The 14,949-nt window shown below is 66.1% G+C and carries 11 protein-coding genes; 6 read left to right on the forward strand and 5 right to left on the reverse strand.

Annotated features, from left to right (window positions below; genetic code table 11):
• Nucleotides 1-106: 106 nt before the first annotated feature.
• Together IVA88_RS18005 and pdeM are read left to right on the forward strand one after the other, a co-directional pair.
• Nucleotides 107-2,698, forward strand: coding sequence for a ligase-associated DNA damage response DEXH box helicase (locus IVA88_RS18005; RefSeq protein WP_247498575.1), 2,592 nt, complete (start codon nt 107-109; stop codon nt 2,696-2,698).
• A 53-nt stretch (nt 2,699-2,751) separates the two neighbouring features.
• A complete protein-coding gene (gene pdeM / locus IVA88_RS18010; protein WP_247498576.1) occupies nt 2,752-3,423 on the forward strand; it encodes a ligase-associated DNA damage response endonuclease PdeM in 672 nt (223 codons plus the stop codon).
• Here pdeM and IVA88_RS18015 read toward each other — a convergent pair.
• On the reverse strand, nt 3,420-4,283 hold the full coding sequence (locus IVA88_RS18015) for a LysR substrate-binding domain-containing protein (RefSeq protein ID WP_247498577.1): 864 nt from the start codon (nt 4,281-4,283) through the stop codon (nt 3,420-3,422). The genes pdeM and IVA88_RS18015 overlap by 4 nt on opposite strands.
• Before the next feature lie 99 nt (nt 4,284-4,382).
• On the opposite strand from IVA88_RS18015, the gene IVA88_RS18020 reads away from it, so the two are divergent.
• Entirely contained in the window at nt 4,383-5,294 is a 912-nt protein-coding gene (locus tag IVA88_RS18020) for a DMT family transporter (protein ID WP_247498578.1), read from the forward strand.
• A gap of 12 nt (nt 5,295-5,306) precedes the next feature.
• Nucleotides 5,307-6,083, forward strand: a complete 777-nt coding sequence (locus IVA88_RS18025; protein ID WP_247498579.1) for an MBL fold metallo-hydrolase — start codon at nt 5,307-5,309, stop codon at nt 6,081-6,083.
• Between the two features lie 94 nt (nt 6,084-6,177).
• Here the strand turns inward: IVA88_RS18025 and IVA88_RS18030 are convergent, their stop codons facing one another.
• The 4 genes from IVA88_RS18030 to IVA88_RS18045 form a co-directional block, all read right to left on the reverse strand.
• Entirely contained in the window at nt 6,178-6,948 is a 771-nt protein-coding gene (locus tag IVA88_RS18030) for a TIGR02186 family protein (RefSeq protein ID WP_247498580.1), read from the reverse strand.
• On the reverse strand, nt 6,945-7,862 hold the full coding sequence (locus IVA88_RS18035; RefSeq protein ID WP_247498581.1) for a sulfite exporter TauE/SafE family protein: 918 nt from the start codon (nt 7,860-7,862) through the stop codon (nt 6,945-6,947). Before IVA88_RS18035 ends, IVA88_RS18030 begins: the two co-directional genes overlap by 4 nt.
• A gap of 268 nt (nt 7,863-8,130) precedes the next feature.
• Nucleotides 8,131-11,577 carry a tetratricopeptide repeat protein gene (locus IVA88_RS18040; protein WP_247498582.1) on the reverse strand — a complete coding sequence of 1,149 codons (3,447 nt, stop codon included), beginning with the start codon at nt 11,575-11,577 and terminating at the stop codon, nt 8,131-8,133.
• A gap of 335 nt (nt 11,578-11,912) precedes the next feature.
• Nucleotides 11,913-12,503, reverse strand: a complete 591-nt coding sequence (locus tag IVA88_RS18045; protein ID WP_247498583.1) for a PadR family transcriptional regulator — start codon at nt 12,501-12,503, stop codon at nt 11,913-11,915.
• A gap of 202 nt (nt 12,504-12,705) precedes the next feature.
• Between IVA88_RS18045 and IVA88_RS18050 the strand changes: the two genes are divergently transcribed.
• Both IVA88_RS18050 and IVA88_RS18055 read left to right on the forward strand, forming a co-directional pair.
• Nucleotides 12,706-13,092 carry a nuclear transport factor 2 family protein gene (locus tag IVA88_RS18050; protein WP_247498584.1) on the forward strand — a complete coding sequence of 129 codons (387 nt, stop codon included), beginning with the start codon at nt 12,706-12,708 and terminating at the stop codon, nt 13,090-13,092.
• A 38-nt stretch (nt 13,093-13,130) separates the two neighbouring features.
• Nucleotides 13,131-14,921, forward strand: coding sequence for an acyl-CoA dehydrogenase C-terminal domain-containing protein (locus IVA88_RS18055; RefSeq protein ID WP_247498585.1), 1,791 nt, complete (start codon nt 13,131-13,133; stop codon nt 14,919-14,921).
• The last annotated feature ends 28 nt before the right edge of the window (nt 14,922-14,949 follow it).

Consider the following 14,949-nt stretch of genomic DNA (forward strand, 5'->3'; position numbering starts at 1 on the left):
GCGGCGATCCACCGTCTCCCACAAGGGGAGAGGGGACGCAGCATCTCGCTTATTCGCAGCACTCACCCCCTCGACGAACCCAACCCGACGGCTTACCTGTGATGCCGTGCCGCCCCGCATCCTCAAATCTCCGGCAGAGCCTGCCGCGCTGTTGCCGGACCACTTCAAGGCGTGGTTCGCGGCGCGCGGCTGGTCGCCGCGCGCGCATCAATTGGCGCTGCTGGAGAAAGCGCGCGAGGACCGTTCCGCACTGCTGATCGCGCCCACCGGCGCCGGCAAGACGCTGGCGGGATTTTTGCCGACGCTGGTGGAGCTGAGTTCTGTGCCCAAAGCTTCGGCGAAAATGGCTTCGGCGAAATCGGTGGTCTCCACCGGGCGCACGCTGCAGCGCGCCGGAGGCCTGCACACCCTTTACATCTCACCGCTCAAAGCGCTCGCGGTCGACATCGCCCGCAACCTCGAGCGTCCCGTCGCCGAGATGGAGCTGCCGATCAAGATCCAGACCCGCACCGGCGACACGCCGACGTCGCGGCGGCAGCGGCAGCGCCGCTATCCGCCCGACATTTTGCTGACGACGCCCGAACAGCTCGCGCTGCTGCTCTCATCCGACGATGCGCCGTTCCTGTTCTCCTCGCTCAGGCGCATCGTGCTCGACGAGCTGCATGCGCTGGTGACGTCCAAGCGCGGCGATCTGCTGTCTCTCGGCCTCGCGCGGCTGTGGCGGTTGGCGCCCCAGATGCGCGCCATCGGCTTGTCGGCGACCGTGGCCGAGCCTGAATTGCTGGCGCGCTTCCTGGTGCCGCAGCCCGGCGGCCAAGAAGCGGCGGCCGATATCGTCATTGCCAGCGGCGCGGCGCCGCCGCTGGTCGAGATGATGGACACGCGCGAGCGCCTGCCCTGGGCCGGCCACAGCGCGCGCCATGCACTTCCCGAGATCTACGAGCTGATCAAGGCGAACAAGACCACGCTGGTCTTCGTCAACACCCGCAGCCAGGCCGAGATGCTGTTCCAGAATCTCTGGAGCATGAACGACGACAACCTTGCCATCGCGCTGCATCACGGCTCGCTCGACGTCGCGCAACGCCGCAAGGTCGAGGACGCCATGTCGGCGGGACGCTTGCGCGGCGTGGTCTGCACCTCCTCGCTCGATCTCGGCGTGGACTGGGGCGACGTCGATCTCGTTGTCAATATCGGCGCGCCCAAGGGCTCCTCGCGCCTGATGCAGCGCATCGGCCGCGCCAACCACCGGCTTGATGAAGCCTCGCGCGCGGTGCTGGTGCCCGCGAACCGCTTCGAGGTGCTGGAGTGCCGCGTCGCGATCGACGCCATCGCCGAGAATGCGCAGGACACGCCGCCGCTCCGGATCGGTGCACTCGACGTGCTGGCCCAGCACGTGCTCGGCTGCGCTTGCGGCGAGCCGTTCTTCTCAGATGAACTCTACGACGAAGTGCGCACCGCGGCACCTTACGCTGATCTCACGCGGCAGGATTTCGACGACGTCGTGGATTTCGTCGCCTCCGGCGGCTACGCGCTGAAGACCTATGAGCGCTTCGCACGCATCAAGCAGGACAAGGAAGGCCGCTGGCGCGTCGCCAATCCCAAGGTGCGGCAGAGCTACCGGATGAATGTCGGCACCATCGTCGAGGATGACATGCTGAAGGTGCGCCTGGTTCGCTCGCGCGGCGGCGGTCAAGGAAAAGCAGGCGGGTCAACGGGCGTGATCGCGCGCGGCGGCAGGTTGCTCGGCGAGATCGAGGAAGCCTTCATCGAGGGCCTCAGCCCGGGCGACACCTTCGTGTTCAGCGGCGAGGTGGTGCGCTACGAAACCCTGGTCGAGGACCAGGTCTACGTCTCGCGCGCCAACGACAAGGACCCGAAAGTGCCGTCCTATATGGGCGGCAAGTTTCCGCTCTCGACCTATCTGGCCGAACGTGTTCGCCGCCTGCTCGATGACGGGCGCGCCTGGGGCGCCTTGCCGGAGCAGGTGCGCGACTGGCTGTCGCTGCAGAAGGACGTCTCGCGCGTACCGGCGGTGCGCGAGCTGTTGGTCGAGAGTTTTCCCCGCGCCAACAAACATTATATCGTCTGCTATCCGTTCGAAGGCCGTCTCGCGCATCAGACGCTCGGCATGCTGCTGACGCGCCGGCTCGAGCGCGCCCGCGCCCGGCCGCTCGGTTTCGTCGCCAATGAATATGCGATCGCTGTCTGGGCACTCGGCGACCTCTCCTTCATGATCCGGGACGGCAGGATCGATCTGGACGCGCTGTTCGACCCTGACATGCTCGGCGACGATCTCGAAGCATGGCTCGCCGAATCCGCCCTGATGAAACGCACGTTCCGCAATTGCGCGATCATCTCCGGCCTGATCGCGCGCCGGCATACCGGCGAGGAGAAGAGCCGGCGGCAGGTGCTGTTCTCGACCGATCTCGTCTACGACGTCTTGCGAAAACACCAGGCCGATCACGTGCTGCTGCGCGCCGCGCGGGCCGATGCCGCCACCGGCCTGCTCGATCTGCGCCGTCTCAGCGACATGCTCACCCGCATCCAGGGCCGCATCACGCATCGGGAACTCGACCGTGTCTCGCCGCTCGCCGTCCCCGTGATGCTGGAAATCGGCCGCGAGTCAGTCTATGGCGAAGCTGGAGACGAGCTGCTGGCGGAGGCCGCCGACGAGCTGGTCAAAGAGGCAATGGGATAACAGCAGGTTCGGATGTGACGACAGGCGCGCTGGTTTCAGGAGATATCGAGGACATGCGCGTTTCGAATGTCAGCATCAGCGGTGTGACGTTCGCGGCCGATCTCTCCGGCGCGCTGTTCTGGGAAGAGCAGCGCCTGCTCGTCGTCTCCGATCTGCATCTGGAAAAAGGGTCAAGCTTCGCCGTGCGCGGCGTGCTGCTGCCGCCCTACGATACGCTCGCAACGCTCGGTCGTCTCGCTGCTGTCATATCCCGCCATGATCCGCGAATCGTCATTGCCCTCGGCGACAGCTTTCACGACCGCACCGCGCATGAGCGGCTTTCCGCGGAAGACCGCGACGCCATGGCCGCACTCCGGATCGGCCGCGACTGGATCTGGATTTCAGGCAATCACGATCCGATGCTGCCGGGCGATCTTGGCGGCACGGTCGCCGACGAGGTCGCGATCGGCCCGATCACCTTTCGTCACGAGCCGACCGGCGCGTGCGGCGAGATCGCCGGCCATCTGCATCCCAAGGCCCGCGTTTCCGCGCGTGGCCGCTCGATGGAGCGACGCTGCTTCGTGTCGGACGGGATGCGCGCCGTGATGCCCGCCTTCGGCGCCTATGCCGGCGGCCTCAGCATCCGCGATGCCGCGTTCGCAAAAATCTTTCCGAAAAATGGCTTTGTCGCGCACCTGCTCGGCGACCGCCGCGTGCACGCGATCGCAGCGTCGCGGTGCAGCTAAGCCGCCTTGGCCTGCACGTCGTCGCAGAACTCCGCCAGCCGGTCCGCCAGCCGCAGCGTCGCGGAGCTTGCGCCTGGCGCGGCCATCAGCGCCACCTCGGTCCGGTTGATCGGCGCAAAGCCGTCCTTCGCGCTCAGCACGCGGTGGTCGGACTGGATCGCCATCTCCGACAGGATGCTCAATCCCATCCCGGCGGCGACCGCAGCCTGGATGCCGGCGAGGCTCGATGACGTATAGGCCATGTGCCAGATGCGGCCCGCACTTTCCAGCGCGTGGATGGCACCGGCGCGGTAGAGGCAGCCGAGCGGAAAGCCGATCAGCGGCACCGACGGCGCGCTGGCATCGATCGGATGGCTCTTGCTGGTGACCCAGTGCACCTGCTCCGGCCACACCGCAATCGCGCCCTTCGCGCCGGCCTCGCGCTTGAACAGCGCCAGGTCAAGTTCGCCGCGATCGAGGTCGCGCGACAGGTTCTTGCTCTGGTCGGCGCGCACATCGAGCCGCAGGCTCGGATGCGAGCGCGAGAATGCGCCGAGCAGTTTCGCCAGCCGATACGCCGCAAAATCCTCGGGGATGCCGAGCCGGATCGCGCCTTCGCTGTCGGGCACGCGCAGCGCGTCGCGCGCCTCCTCCGCGAGCGACAACAGCCGCCGCGCATAAGACAGCAATCGCTCGCCGGCTTCGGTCGGGCGCACGTCCTTGCCGTCGCGATGCAGCAGGACCTGACCGACATCCTCCTCCAGCCGCTTGATCTGCTGGCTGACGGTCGATTGCGTGCGGTGAACGCGCTCGCTGGCCCGGGTGAAGCCGCCGGCATCGACCACGGAGACGAAGCTGCGCAAGAGCTCCAGATCGAGCATGTGATGTCTCCATTCGAAAATCCACTGATGCCGAGTTAATCATTTAATTTCCAAATGACAAGGCTGATCCCTAGATCGAGGGCTCAGGAGAATGCCCTCATGTCGCTTGCCCCCTCGATTTCGATTCCCGGCAGCCGTTTCAACACGCTGCCGCTCGCAATCGGTCTGTTCTGCCTGCTCTGGAGCTACGCTTTTGTCGCCGGGAAAATCGGGGTGACGCATTGCCCGCCGCTGATCCTGCTCGCCGCGCGCTTCTCGCTTGCCGGCATCTTGATCCTTGGCGCCACGCTGAGCCGCGGTGACGACTGGTCGCTGTCCTGGCGCGATGCCGCGATCTTCGCCGTGCTCGGCATCGCCAACAACGCGCTCTATCTCGGCCTCGGCTATACCGGTCTGCAATCGGTCTCGGCCGGCCTCGGCGGCCTGATCGTGTCGGCCAATCCGGTGTTCACCGCGGGCCTGGCCGCGCTTCTGCTCGGCGAAGGCATGACCTGGCGCAAGGCGAGTGGCCTCCTGCTCGGCATCATCGGCGTGACCTTGATCGTCTGGCACCGCCTGTCTGTCGGCACCGACTCGCTGCACGGCATCATGTTCACGCTGGCCTCGCTCGCCTCCATCGTCGCCGGCACGATCCTGTTCAAGCTGCTCGCGCCAAAGGGAAGCTTGTGGATCGGCAATGGCGTGCAGAATCTTGCCGCCGGAATCGTGCTGACGCCGGTCGCGCTCACCTTCGCCGATTTTCATGCCATCGACGTCACGCCGGGCCTGATCGGCGCCTTTGCCTTTCTCGTACTCGGCGGCTCGATCCTGGCCTACTGGCTCTGGTTTCATCTCCTGAAAGTGTGTGGCGCCACCGCCGCCAGTGCCTATCATTTCCTGATGCCGCCGCTCGGCATGCTGTTCGCCTTCATCGTCCTTGGCGAGCACGTCGAAGCGCGCGATCTGCTCGGCGTCATCCCGGTCGCCCTCGGCATCTATCTGGTGACGCGGCCCGCCAAATCCGTCTCGTAAGAGGAGTTCATCATGCCCATTTCCATCACCCTGATCGGCGGCCCCACCGCGCTGATCGAGATCGACGGCTTCCGCCTGCTGACCGATCCGACGTTCGATGACGCGCACACCGCTTATCAGCTCCCGCATGTGAAGCTGGAGAAGACGATCGGCCCTGCCCTCAAAGCCGATGCGATCGGGCCGGTCGACGCGGTCCTGCTCAGCCACGACCAGCATTCGGACAATCTGGACAATTCCGGCCGCGAGTATCTCAAGCACGCGAAGCGCGTGCTGACGACCGAGGCCGGTGCCAAGCGCCTCGGTGGGCATGTCGAAGGTCTGGTGCCATGGGGCACGGCGCATCTGAAAGATCGTGACGGCAATTCGCTGACGATCACCGCCACCCCGGCGCGTCACGGCCCGGCCGGCATCGAGCCGCTGTCAGGCGACGTCATCGGCTTCGTGGTGTCGTCGAGCCGGACCGACACCAATTCGGTCTATATCAGCGGCGACACCACCTGGTTCGACGGCGTCGCCGAGGTCGCGCGCCGCTTTCAATGCGGCGTGGTGATGCCTTTCGCGGGCGCCGCGCAAACGCGTGGGCCGTTCCATCTCACCATGGACACCAACGACACCATCGAGACCGCGCGGGCCTTCCCCGATGCGATGATCGTGCCGGTGCACACGGAGGGTTGGGCGCATTTCCGCCAGAACAGCGAAGATCTGCGCAAGACCTTTGACGTGCTTGGCTTCGGGACGCGGTTGCGGCTGCTGGAGCCCGGCGTGCCGACGGTGGTGCAGGCGCCGTAGCTGCCACAGCCGTCATTGCGAGCGAAGCGAAGCAATCCAGAATCCCTCCGCAGTGACAGCCTGGATTGCTTCGCTGCGCTCGCAATGACGGAGGCTAATCCTTCCGGAACACGATCGATGCCATCCAGCCCGTCATCAGCGCCATCGCGGCGGTGACGAGGCCGTAGATCAGCCCGTTCTGCCGCGCGGTGGTGGCGACGAACTGCTCGAAGCCGACCTTGACGATCTCGAAGGCGGTCTCGGTCTTGCCGATGAACGCGCCGTCGGAAAACAGCTTGATCTCCACCTCGTAGGTGCCGATCGGCACCTCCGCCGGCAGTGGAATGCCGGTGCGGAACAACGTCGGTGTCAGGAACGTCACCGCGCTCGGATCCTCGCGATAGAGACCGCGCTGGGTGCGCAGGCGGATGAAGGCGGAGCGGAATACGTCGTTCGGCACCACGTCGGCGTAGTCGCCGCTGACGCGTTGGGTCAGCAGCACGTTGTTGAGCCCGATTTGCTGGCGCCGCGCGATCTCGGGCGAGGTGATCGCCTCGAAGGAGCGGTTGGCGAACAGCGCGAGATAGCTCGGCACCTCCAAGAACTGGCGGTAGTCGGTATTGATCCATATCCCGAAGGTGCGCTCCTTGCGCCGCGTCACCATGTCGGCGCGCGGTCCCATCACGGTGACGACGAGATCGTAGGTCTTGCGGTCGGCGGGCGAGGAGGCCTCCTTCTCGACCGAGCCGAACAGCACCAGCTCCTCGCCGGAATAGTTCGGCGTTACCGTGACGCGATGGTTGGAGACCGACACGATCAGCCGCTCGGCGCGTGCGGCGGAGCCGAGCAGCAGAACGAGCAGGATCGCGAGAGCTGCGCGCGTCATCCGCTCACTCCCAGCTCGCGGATGGTGAAGAGGTCATCGGGCCGGATCACCAACTCGATCGCGAAGCGGACGCCGACCGAGAGGATCAGCAGGCCGAGCAGCAGCCGCAACTGTTCGCCGCGGATCTTCTGGCCGGCGCGGGCGCCGAATTGCGCGCCGGTGACGCCGCCGACCATCAGGATCAGCGCCAGCACGGCGTCCACCAGATGATTGGTCACCGCATGCAGCAAGGTCGCAAACAGCATCGTGACCAGCGTCAGGACCATCGACGTCCCGATCACCGTCGAAGTCGGCACCCGCAGCAGATAGATCATGATCGGCACTAGGATGAAGCCGCCGCCGATGCCCATGATGGCGCCGATGAAGCCGATCATGATGCCGACGATCACGATCGGGATCACCGAGAGGTAGATCTTCGAGCGCTTGAACCGCATCTTCAGCGGCAGGCCATGGATCCAGTTATGGGTGCGTCGGGGCGGCACCGCGCCGCGCCGGGTCCGCATCAAGGCGCGCAGGCCTTCGGAGAACATCAGGCTGCCGACGGTGCCGAGCAGCACAACGTAGGACAGCGCGATCATCAGATCGAGCTGGCCGAGCGCGCGCAGCTGCGTGAACGTCCACACGCCGAGCGCCGTCCCGGTCACGCCGCCGCATAACAGCACGCTCGCCAGCGCCGGATCGATCGCGCGCCGCCGCCAATAAGCGAGGGCGCCGGAAAAGGACGAGGCGGCGATGTGGCTCGCCACCGAGGCGACCGCGACCGCCGGTGTGATGCCGATGAAGATCAGCAGCGGCGTCATCAGGAAGCCGCCGCCGATCCCGAACATGCCCGAGACGAAACCGACAGCCGCGCCCATCGCCAGCACGAGGAAGACGTTGACCGGAAGGTCGGCGATCGGAAGATAGAGCTGCATTGAACCACGCGCCGGCGAGACGGATCGATTGCCGCGTCCCTCAATAGCGGAATTCGGCGCCGCGCGGTTCAGGAATTTGGGGCGTCGTGAATGATCGTGACGAGAGCGGCAGCGGTGCTCTGCCCCCTCACCCTGAGGAGCCTGCACAGCAGGCGTCTCGAAGGGCCAAGCCCGGATTTAGAGCCGGGTCTGCATGGTTCTCGCGGCGATGCGAAGCATCGTCCGCTACGCGCGCAAGTGCGCGCTCCTCACCATGAGGAGAGAGAGTCTAGTGTACCGCTGACGCGGCGCGCTTGCTCGCAACCGGCTTTGGCGCGGGCTTTGCGTTTGCCTGCGGCGCGCTATCCCAGCCGCCGGCGGGCGTCACGACATTGACGGCGTCGTCGGGCTGCGGCTCGGCGCTGAAGGTCTGGATCGCGAGCTTGGCAGCGGCGAGCGATTGCGGGTCGAGCCGCTTGGCGACGTCGTCGCGCTTGCCGGCCGCATCGGCGTCACCCTGGGCGGCTGCGAGGGTGAACCATTTGTAGGACTCGGCGAGGTTCTGTTCGACACCGATGCCGCGGGCATAGAGGATGCCGAGGTTGAACTGGCTGTCGGCGACACCGCGATCGGCGGCCTTCCGGAACCACTGCGCCGCGCTCTTGTAGTTGGCGCCGCGTCCGCCGCCGTCGGCGTCGAGCACCGCGAGATTGTGCATCGCCTTGGCGTTGCCGCGCTCGGCCGCCTGGGTGTAGTAGCGGCGGGCGATGTCGGCGTCCTTCTTCACGCCAAGACCCTTCTCGTAGAGTGTCCCGAGGCGGAAGGTCGCGGGCACTACGCCGGCCTGGGCCGCGCGGTCGTACCATTTGGCGGCTTCGTCGTAATTCGCAGCCACGCCCTTGCCCTCGGCAAAGCGCACGCCGATCTCGTAGGCCGCGGCCGCATCGCCCTTCATCGCGGCATTGCGCAAGCTCGGGCCGCCGATGGCGTCAGGCAGTTTTTCGCTCGGCGGCACCTGCACCATCGCGAGTTTCCCGCGGCTCGTGCCCGACAGCGCGCCGGTGATGTCGCTGGAGGCCGCTGGCGGGGCTGCGGCAGGCGCCGGCGGAATTTCGACCGAAGCTGACGGCGCCGGCGCGGCATTGTTCTGGGATTGACGCCCGATTGGCGTCGGCGAGGTCATCGACGGGGTGACTTGCTCGGGCGTGGCGGGCTTGTTCTCGATCGGCGGCGGGGCCTGCGGCGCGGGTGCGGGCGACGAATTCTCCATCGCCTGCGGCGACGGCGACGGGCTGCCGCCATCGAGCAGGTTCATCGCCATCTTGAAGGTGCCGAGCACGATCACGACCACGCTTGCGCCGACCAGCAGCGAGCGGATCTTCGAGGTGATGGTCGAACCGCCATCCCTACCGTTGTCCTTGCCCTTGTCCTTGGACCGATCGGCTCCAGCCTTGGCGCCGCGGGCCGGCTTTTCCGGCTGTGCGGCGGCGGCCTGGGCCGCGCGGCGCGCGGCAGCGATGAAGCTCGACGACGACACCGGCTCCTTCGGCGCGGCCGGGATCTCGCTGATTGCGCTTTCGGACGCAGCAATGCGCTCCGACGGCGTGGCGGCGCGGGCACCCGGCCGGGTGCCCGGCTCGAGCGGATGATCCGGCGGCAGTTCGGGCGCAAGCGCGGCGCGTGCGGGCGCCGCATGCGGCTCCAGGATTTCGCTGATCGCGCGCGGCGGAAAGGGCGGCGCCATCGGCATCGGCGGCGGCGCGGTCGCTGCGGCGGCGTGGAATTCGCGCGGCGCGGCGACGAAGGCAGCTTGCGCTGCCTGCGCGGCGGCGGGATTGGGCAGTTCCGGCTTGGGGTCGTAGTTCGGCGGCTGTTGCTGCGGCCGCGGCTCGCGCGCCATCGGCGCGGGCTCCATCGGTGCGGCCATCGGCATGGGCATGTGCTGCGGCGCAGCGGCCGGCGGCGCGGTGCGCACATTGCGCAGATCGCCTTCGATCATCGAGAGACGATCGACGACGTGGCCAAGTGCGTTGTGGACGGCCTCCAGCGAATCCTGGGTGGTCCGGTTGGTCTCGGCCTGGCTGAAGCGGATGTCGGAGAGCTCGCGCTTGACGATATCCACCATGCCGGAGTCGGCAGGCGGCGCGGAATTGCGGCTCTCGGCCAGCGCGGCATAGGTCGCCTGCTGCCGCTCCAGATGCCGCAGGATGTCGTGCAATCCGTCCTCGACGCGGCTCAAATTACCGTTGCGCGGATCGGAGGCGGCCTCGATCCGCTCCAGCAGATACGAGACCCGCTGTTCAAGATGCGCAAAGGTCGACGCCGAGTCACTGCCGACCTGCATGCGGTCGAAACGGTCGGACAGGGCGCGGATCGCGCTTTCGAGATGCTCGGTGTTTTCGGATGGCTGAGGCCGTTCGCGCGTTTCCAGCGCGGCGGTAAGCGCCGCGATGCGCTGCTCCAGCACCGCAAAACCGTCACCGGAGCCGGACGAGCGGGTGACCTGGTCGACCTTGGACGACAGCAGCTGCACGTCGTCCGAGAGCCGCGCCAGCGCTTCGTTGGAGGCGACGTTGGAGACGATGCCGCGCAGCGCCGAGATCGCGCCTTCGAGCTGGCGGACCGTCGAGGGATCGTCATTGGCGCGCAGGATCAGATCGAGCTTGGCGCCGAGATTGCGGATCGCCTCGTCATAGCCGGTGAGCTGTTCGGCCGGCGTCAGCGTGCGGAGCACCTGCTTGATTTCGGACAGCGCGTGCTCGATGCCGGACAGGACCTGACCGTCGGTGCCGTTGGAACGGGTCTCGTCGATGCGCCGATGCAGCGAGCGGATCTCGTTCTCGATCGATTCGATCGCGCGGCGCGGCATCGCCTCGGTGATGGCGTTGCGGATCTCCGCAAGCTCGCTGCGGAAAGTGTTGATCGCCTGCTCGGTATTGTCAGGGCGCTGGAGCGATTCGATCTGGCTCGTGATCTTGAGCAGATGGCGCTCGAGCGCGGAGAAGTCCGGCCCCGGCTGCGGTGGCGGCGGAGCGTAGGCAGGCGCGGGCGGCGCCATTGCGGGCGCGAAATGAGCTGCCGCAGGCGTGATCGAGGGTGCTGCGCGCGGCGGCATCTGCCTCGGCGCAAAGCCGTCGAGCTCGCCTTGGCGCGCGGTGATCTCGGCGACCGCGACGTCGAACGAAGCGGGGCTCAGAGGCGGTGAGTTGCGATAGACCTGCGCTGCTGCGCGCTCGACCGCATCGGCCTGGCGCTGGCGCGTCTCAACGGGTGCCTGCCGCGGTGCTGGAGCCTGCTGCGGCTTTGAGATTTGCGACAGCCGGGCATCGAGCCGCGAAATCGCGTCGTTCAGCTGGCGCGCAACGCCCTGCTCGCGCGAGACGTCTGGCCGCGAAGCGTCCTGGCGCGAAGTGTCTTGTCGCGAAGTGTCCTGCCGCGAAATGTCTTGTCGCGAAATGTCCTGGCGCGGCGCGGGCTTTGAAATCCGTTCGATCTGCTGGGTGATGGCGTCGAGCCGCTGGTGGATGTCGGCGACTTCGCGGCTTTCCTGACTCGGTAGGTTCAGGGCCTGCGGACGCTGGTCGTAAGGTCGGTGAAAATTCGGCGGGGCAGTCTCGCCGAGCGTGGAGTTCAGCCAATCGTTGAGTGACATGCCGGCGCGGCGCGCAGCAGCTTCGGCCCGCTCCCGGACGGATGGATCGATGCCGTCAACACTCCACGATACGCGCGAATTCATGACTCTGTCCGGTTCCGACTCCGGCGCCCCACCCGGCGCCTCCAGTCTTCCCTCGCGTGCCGGTTGCAAAGACAATCGGATTTGGCGCGGGTCGTCTGCCTCGAAAACCGACTTTTGTCTGTTACGGTAAATAACGGGTTAAGGAACTCGTTGACGGGGTCTTAAAGTTGGGCGGCGGAAACGGGGGGGCGGCACCCACCGCTGTCATGCTCCGCGAAGGCGGGGCATCAAGTACGCCGCAGCCTCTCGATTCCAGCCGCGCAGCCGCTGGAATACTGGATCGCCCGATCAAGTCGGGCGATGACAGGGGAGTGCATAGCGAAGGCTGAGCGCCCTCATCCCTTCCCCTCGCGCTTGCCGTCCTCCAGCGGCACCACCGTGGCCTTGCCGTTCGTCGCCGAGAGCGCGGCAAGCGTCTCTTCGCAGAAATCGGCCACCATCTGCTCGTGGCGGGCGCCGAGGCGGAGCAGGAGTAAATTACCGAGGTCGAGCACGCCCGACGCCGTCCCTTCCGGAAAGCGCTTCTTCAGGATGCGTTCGTAATTCTCGTGTCGATCGCGGTGGTGCTCGAGCCGGGCCATCAGGTCGGCGCGCATGGGCTCGATGTCGATGCTGTCGAGCGCATGCAGCCTTACCAGCAGATCGTCCTTGATCGAGGGCGGCGTGCTTGGCCGCGCGGCCCAGTGCCGCAGCGCTGTTCGGCCCTCCGGAGTCAGCGTATAGATGAGCTTATTGGGTTTGCCTGACTGCACGACCTCGCGGCCCTGGATGTAGCCGCGGTCGCGCAGCTTCGAGAGCTCGCGGTAGATTTGCTGGTGGTCGGCCTTCCAGAAGAAGCCAATCGAGGAGTCGAATGTCTTGGCGAGCTCGTAGCCCGTCATCGGACGTTCCGTCAGGCATGCGAGGATTGCGTCGCCTAGCGCCATGATCGGCCCTCCTGTTCTCGACCTTAACCAATTTGCTTGACTTTATGCGCATCGGCGCATATGCGTCAATGTGCATATGAGGTGACCCAAGAACGAGGGCCAACACCGCCCCGAAAACCCCAACAGGAACAGCGTCTTCGCTACTGTGCATGGGGTTGTTTTCGCGTTTTGCCCAAAACGGCCTTTAGGGAGGCACCCGAGAATGACCGGCCTCGATTCCTGGTACGGCTACATGAAGTCGCATGACCGGGCAGCGCTCTGGGATCTCCTGCATCCCGACGCCGTCTTCGAAAGCCCCGTCGTGCACGCGCCGCAGCGCGGCCGTGACATCACCTTCAAATATCTCGCCAGCGCCGAGAAGGTGCTCGGCGGTCCCGGCTTCAGCTATGTCGACGAGTGGAAGAGTGAGCGCGGCGCCGTGCTCGAATTCAAGACCACGATCGACGGCATCGAGATCAACGGCGTCGACATCATCAGCTTCGACAGCGAGGGACGCATCACGCATTTCAAGGTGATGGTGCGGCCGCTCAAGGCGATCAACATGCTGCATCGCCTGATGGCGGAACAGCTGGCCGCCGCTCAATCATAAGCCAACATCATCACTTCAAGGCCTGCCGGGAGACCACCATGCCGATCTACAAAGCCCCCGTCGAAGACGTGAACTTCCTGCTCAACGACGTCTTCCAGATCGACCGCTATGACAATCTGGCCGGCTTCTCCGATGCGTCGAGCGACGTGCGCGAGGCGATTCTGGGCGAAGCTGCCAAGCTTGCCGAAGAGGTGCTGCAGCCGCTCAATCGCGTGGGCGATCTCGAGGGCTGCAAGCGCGCCGATGACGGCAGCGTCACCACGCCGACGGGCTTCAAGGAAGCGTTCAAGCAGGTCGCCGAGGGCGGCTGGCTCGGCCTGTCGGCCCCGACCGAGTTCGGCGGCCAGGGTCTGCCGGTGACGCTGAGCCAGGCGGTCAACGAATTCCAGATCTCCGCCAACATGGCGTTCTCGATGTATGGCGGCCTTACCATGGGCGCGACTGCGGCGCTGATCGTCCACGGCACGCCGGAGCAGAAGCAGACCTACGTGCCGAAGATGGTGGCGGGCGAGTGGACCGGCACCATGAACCTGACCGAGCCGCATTGCGGCACCGACCTCGGCATGCTCCGCACCAAGGCGGTGCGGCAGGCCGACGGCAGCTTCAAGATCACGGGCACCAAGATCTTCATTTCGGCCGGCGAGCATGACCTCGCCCCCAACATCATCCACCTCGTGCTTGCCCGCATCGAGGGCGCGCCCGCCGGCATCAAGGGCGTGTCGCTGTTCGTGGTGCCGAAATTCATGGTCAACGCCGATGGTTCCGTCGGCGCACGCAACGGCGTGGTTTGCGGCTCGATCGAGCACAAGATGGGCATCCACGGCAATTCCACCTGCGTGATGAACTACGACAACGCCGTCGGCTGGCTGATCGGCGAAGAGAACAAGGGCATGCAGGGCATGTTCGTGATGATGAACGAGGCCCGCCTCGGCGTCGCCGTGCAGGGGCTCGCGCAGTCCGAGGTCGCCTATCAGAACGCGGTCGCCTATGCCCGGGATCGCATCCAGGGCCGTTCGCTCACCGGTGCCAAGGCGCCGGACAAGCCGGCCGATCCGATCATCGTCCATCCCGACGTGCGCCGCACGCTGCTGTCGATCCGCGCCTTCAACGAGGCCGCGCGCGCCTTCGTGATGTGGACCGCGCTGAAGAGCGACGTCGCCCATCGCTCCGAGGATCCCAAGGACCGCCAGGCCGCCGACGATCACATGGGCCTGATGACGCCGGTGCTGAAGGGCTTCCTCACCGATTACGGCTTCGCCAACGCGGTGCAGGCGCAGCAGATGTATGGCGGCCACGGCTACATCGCCGAGCAGGGCATGGAGCAGTTCGTGCGGGATGCCCGCATCGCCATGATCTACGAAGGCGCCAACGGCATCCAGGCGCTCGACCTCGTCGGCCGCAAGCTGCCGCGCGACGGCGGCCGCGCCATCATGGCGTTCTTCGGCGAGGTGATGGCCTTCGCCAAGGAGAACGGCGGCGACGAGGCGATGAAGCCCTTCATCACTCCGCTGTCGGCTTCGTTCGGCCATCTCCAGCAGGCCACCACCTGGCTGATGCAGAACGCGATGGCGAAGCCCGACAATGCCGGTGCCGCCGCGACCGATTACCTGAATCTCTTCGGCTTCGTCGCGCTCGGCTACATGTGGGCGAAGATGGCGAAGGTGACCCAGGTGAAGATTGCCGAGAGCGGGGCGACGCCCTATCTCTCGACCAAGCTCGTCACCGGCCGCTTCTTCATGGAGCGGATGCTGCCGGAGACCGCCGCCAATCTCGCGCGCATCCAGGCCGGCTGCGCCACCATCATGGAATTGCCGGCGGAAGCGTTCTGAGGATTTCCGCCCACGAATGATAGCGACC

The sequence above is a fragment of the Bradyrhizobium sp. 149 genome (genome assembly GCF_023073915.1).
In the GTDB taxonomy this organism is placed as follows: Bacteria; Pseudomonadota; Alphaproteobacteria; order Rhizobiales; family Xanthobacteraceae; genus Bradyrhizobium.

Coding starts and splice junctions, on each gene's coding strand:
- pdeM (WP_247498576.1), top strand. CDS start 2,752: ATGCGCGTTTCGAATGTCAGCATCAGCGGTGTGACGTTCGCGGCCGAT.
- IVA88_RS18030 (WP_247498580.1), bottom strand. CDS start 6,948: ATGACGCGCGCAGCTCTCGCGATCCTGCTCGTTCTGCTGCTCGGCTCC.
- IVA88_RS18020 (WP_247498578.1), top strand. CDS start 4,383: ATGTCGCTTGCCCCCTCGATTTCGATTCCCGGCAGCCGTTTCAACACG.
- IVA88_RS18045 (WP_247498583.1), bottom strand. CDS start 12,503: ATGGCGCTAGGCGACGCAATCCTCGCATGCCTGACGGAACGTCCGATG.
- IVA88_RS18025 (WP_247498579.1), top strand. CDS start 5,307: ATGCCCATTTCCATCACCCTGATCGGCGGCCCCACCGCGCTGATCGAG.
- IVA88_RS18040 (WP_247498582.1), bottom strand. CDS start 11,577: ATGAATTCGCGCGTATCGTGGAGTGTTGACGGCATCGATCCATCCGTC.
- IVA88_RS18015 (WP_247498577.1), bottom strand. CDS start 4,283: ATGCTCGATCTGGAGCTCTTGCGCAGCTTCGTCTCCGTGGTCGATGCC.
- IVA88_RS18055 (WP_247498585.1), top strand. CDS start 13,131: ATGCCGATCTACAAAGCCCCCGTCGAAGACGTGAACTTCCTGCTCAAC.
- IVA88_RS18035 (WP_247498581.1), bottom strand. CDS start 7,862: ATGCAGCTCTATCTTCCGATCGCCGACCTTCCGGTCAACGTCTTCCTC.
- IVA88_RS18050 (WP_247498584.1), top strand. CDS start 12,706: ATGACCGGCCTCGATTCCTGGTACGGCTACATGAAGTCGCATGACCGG.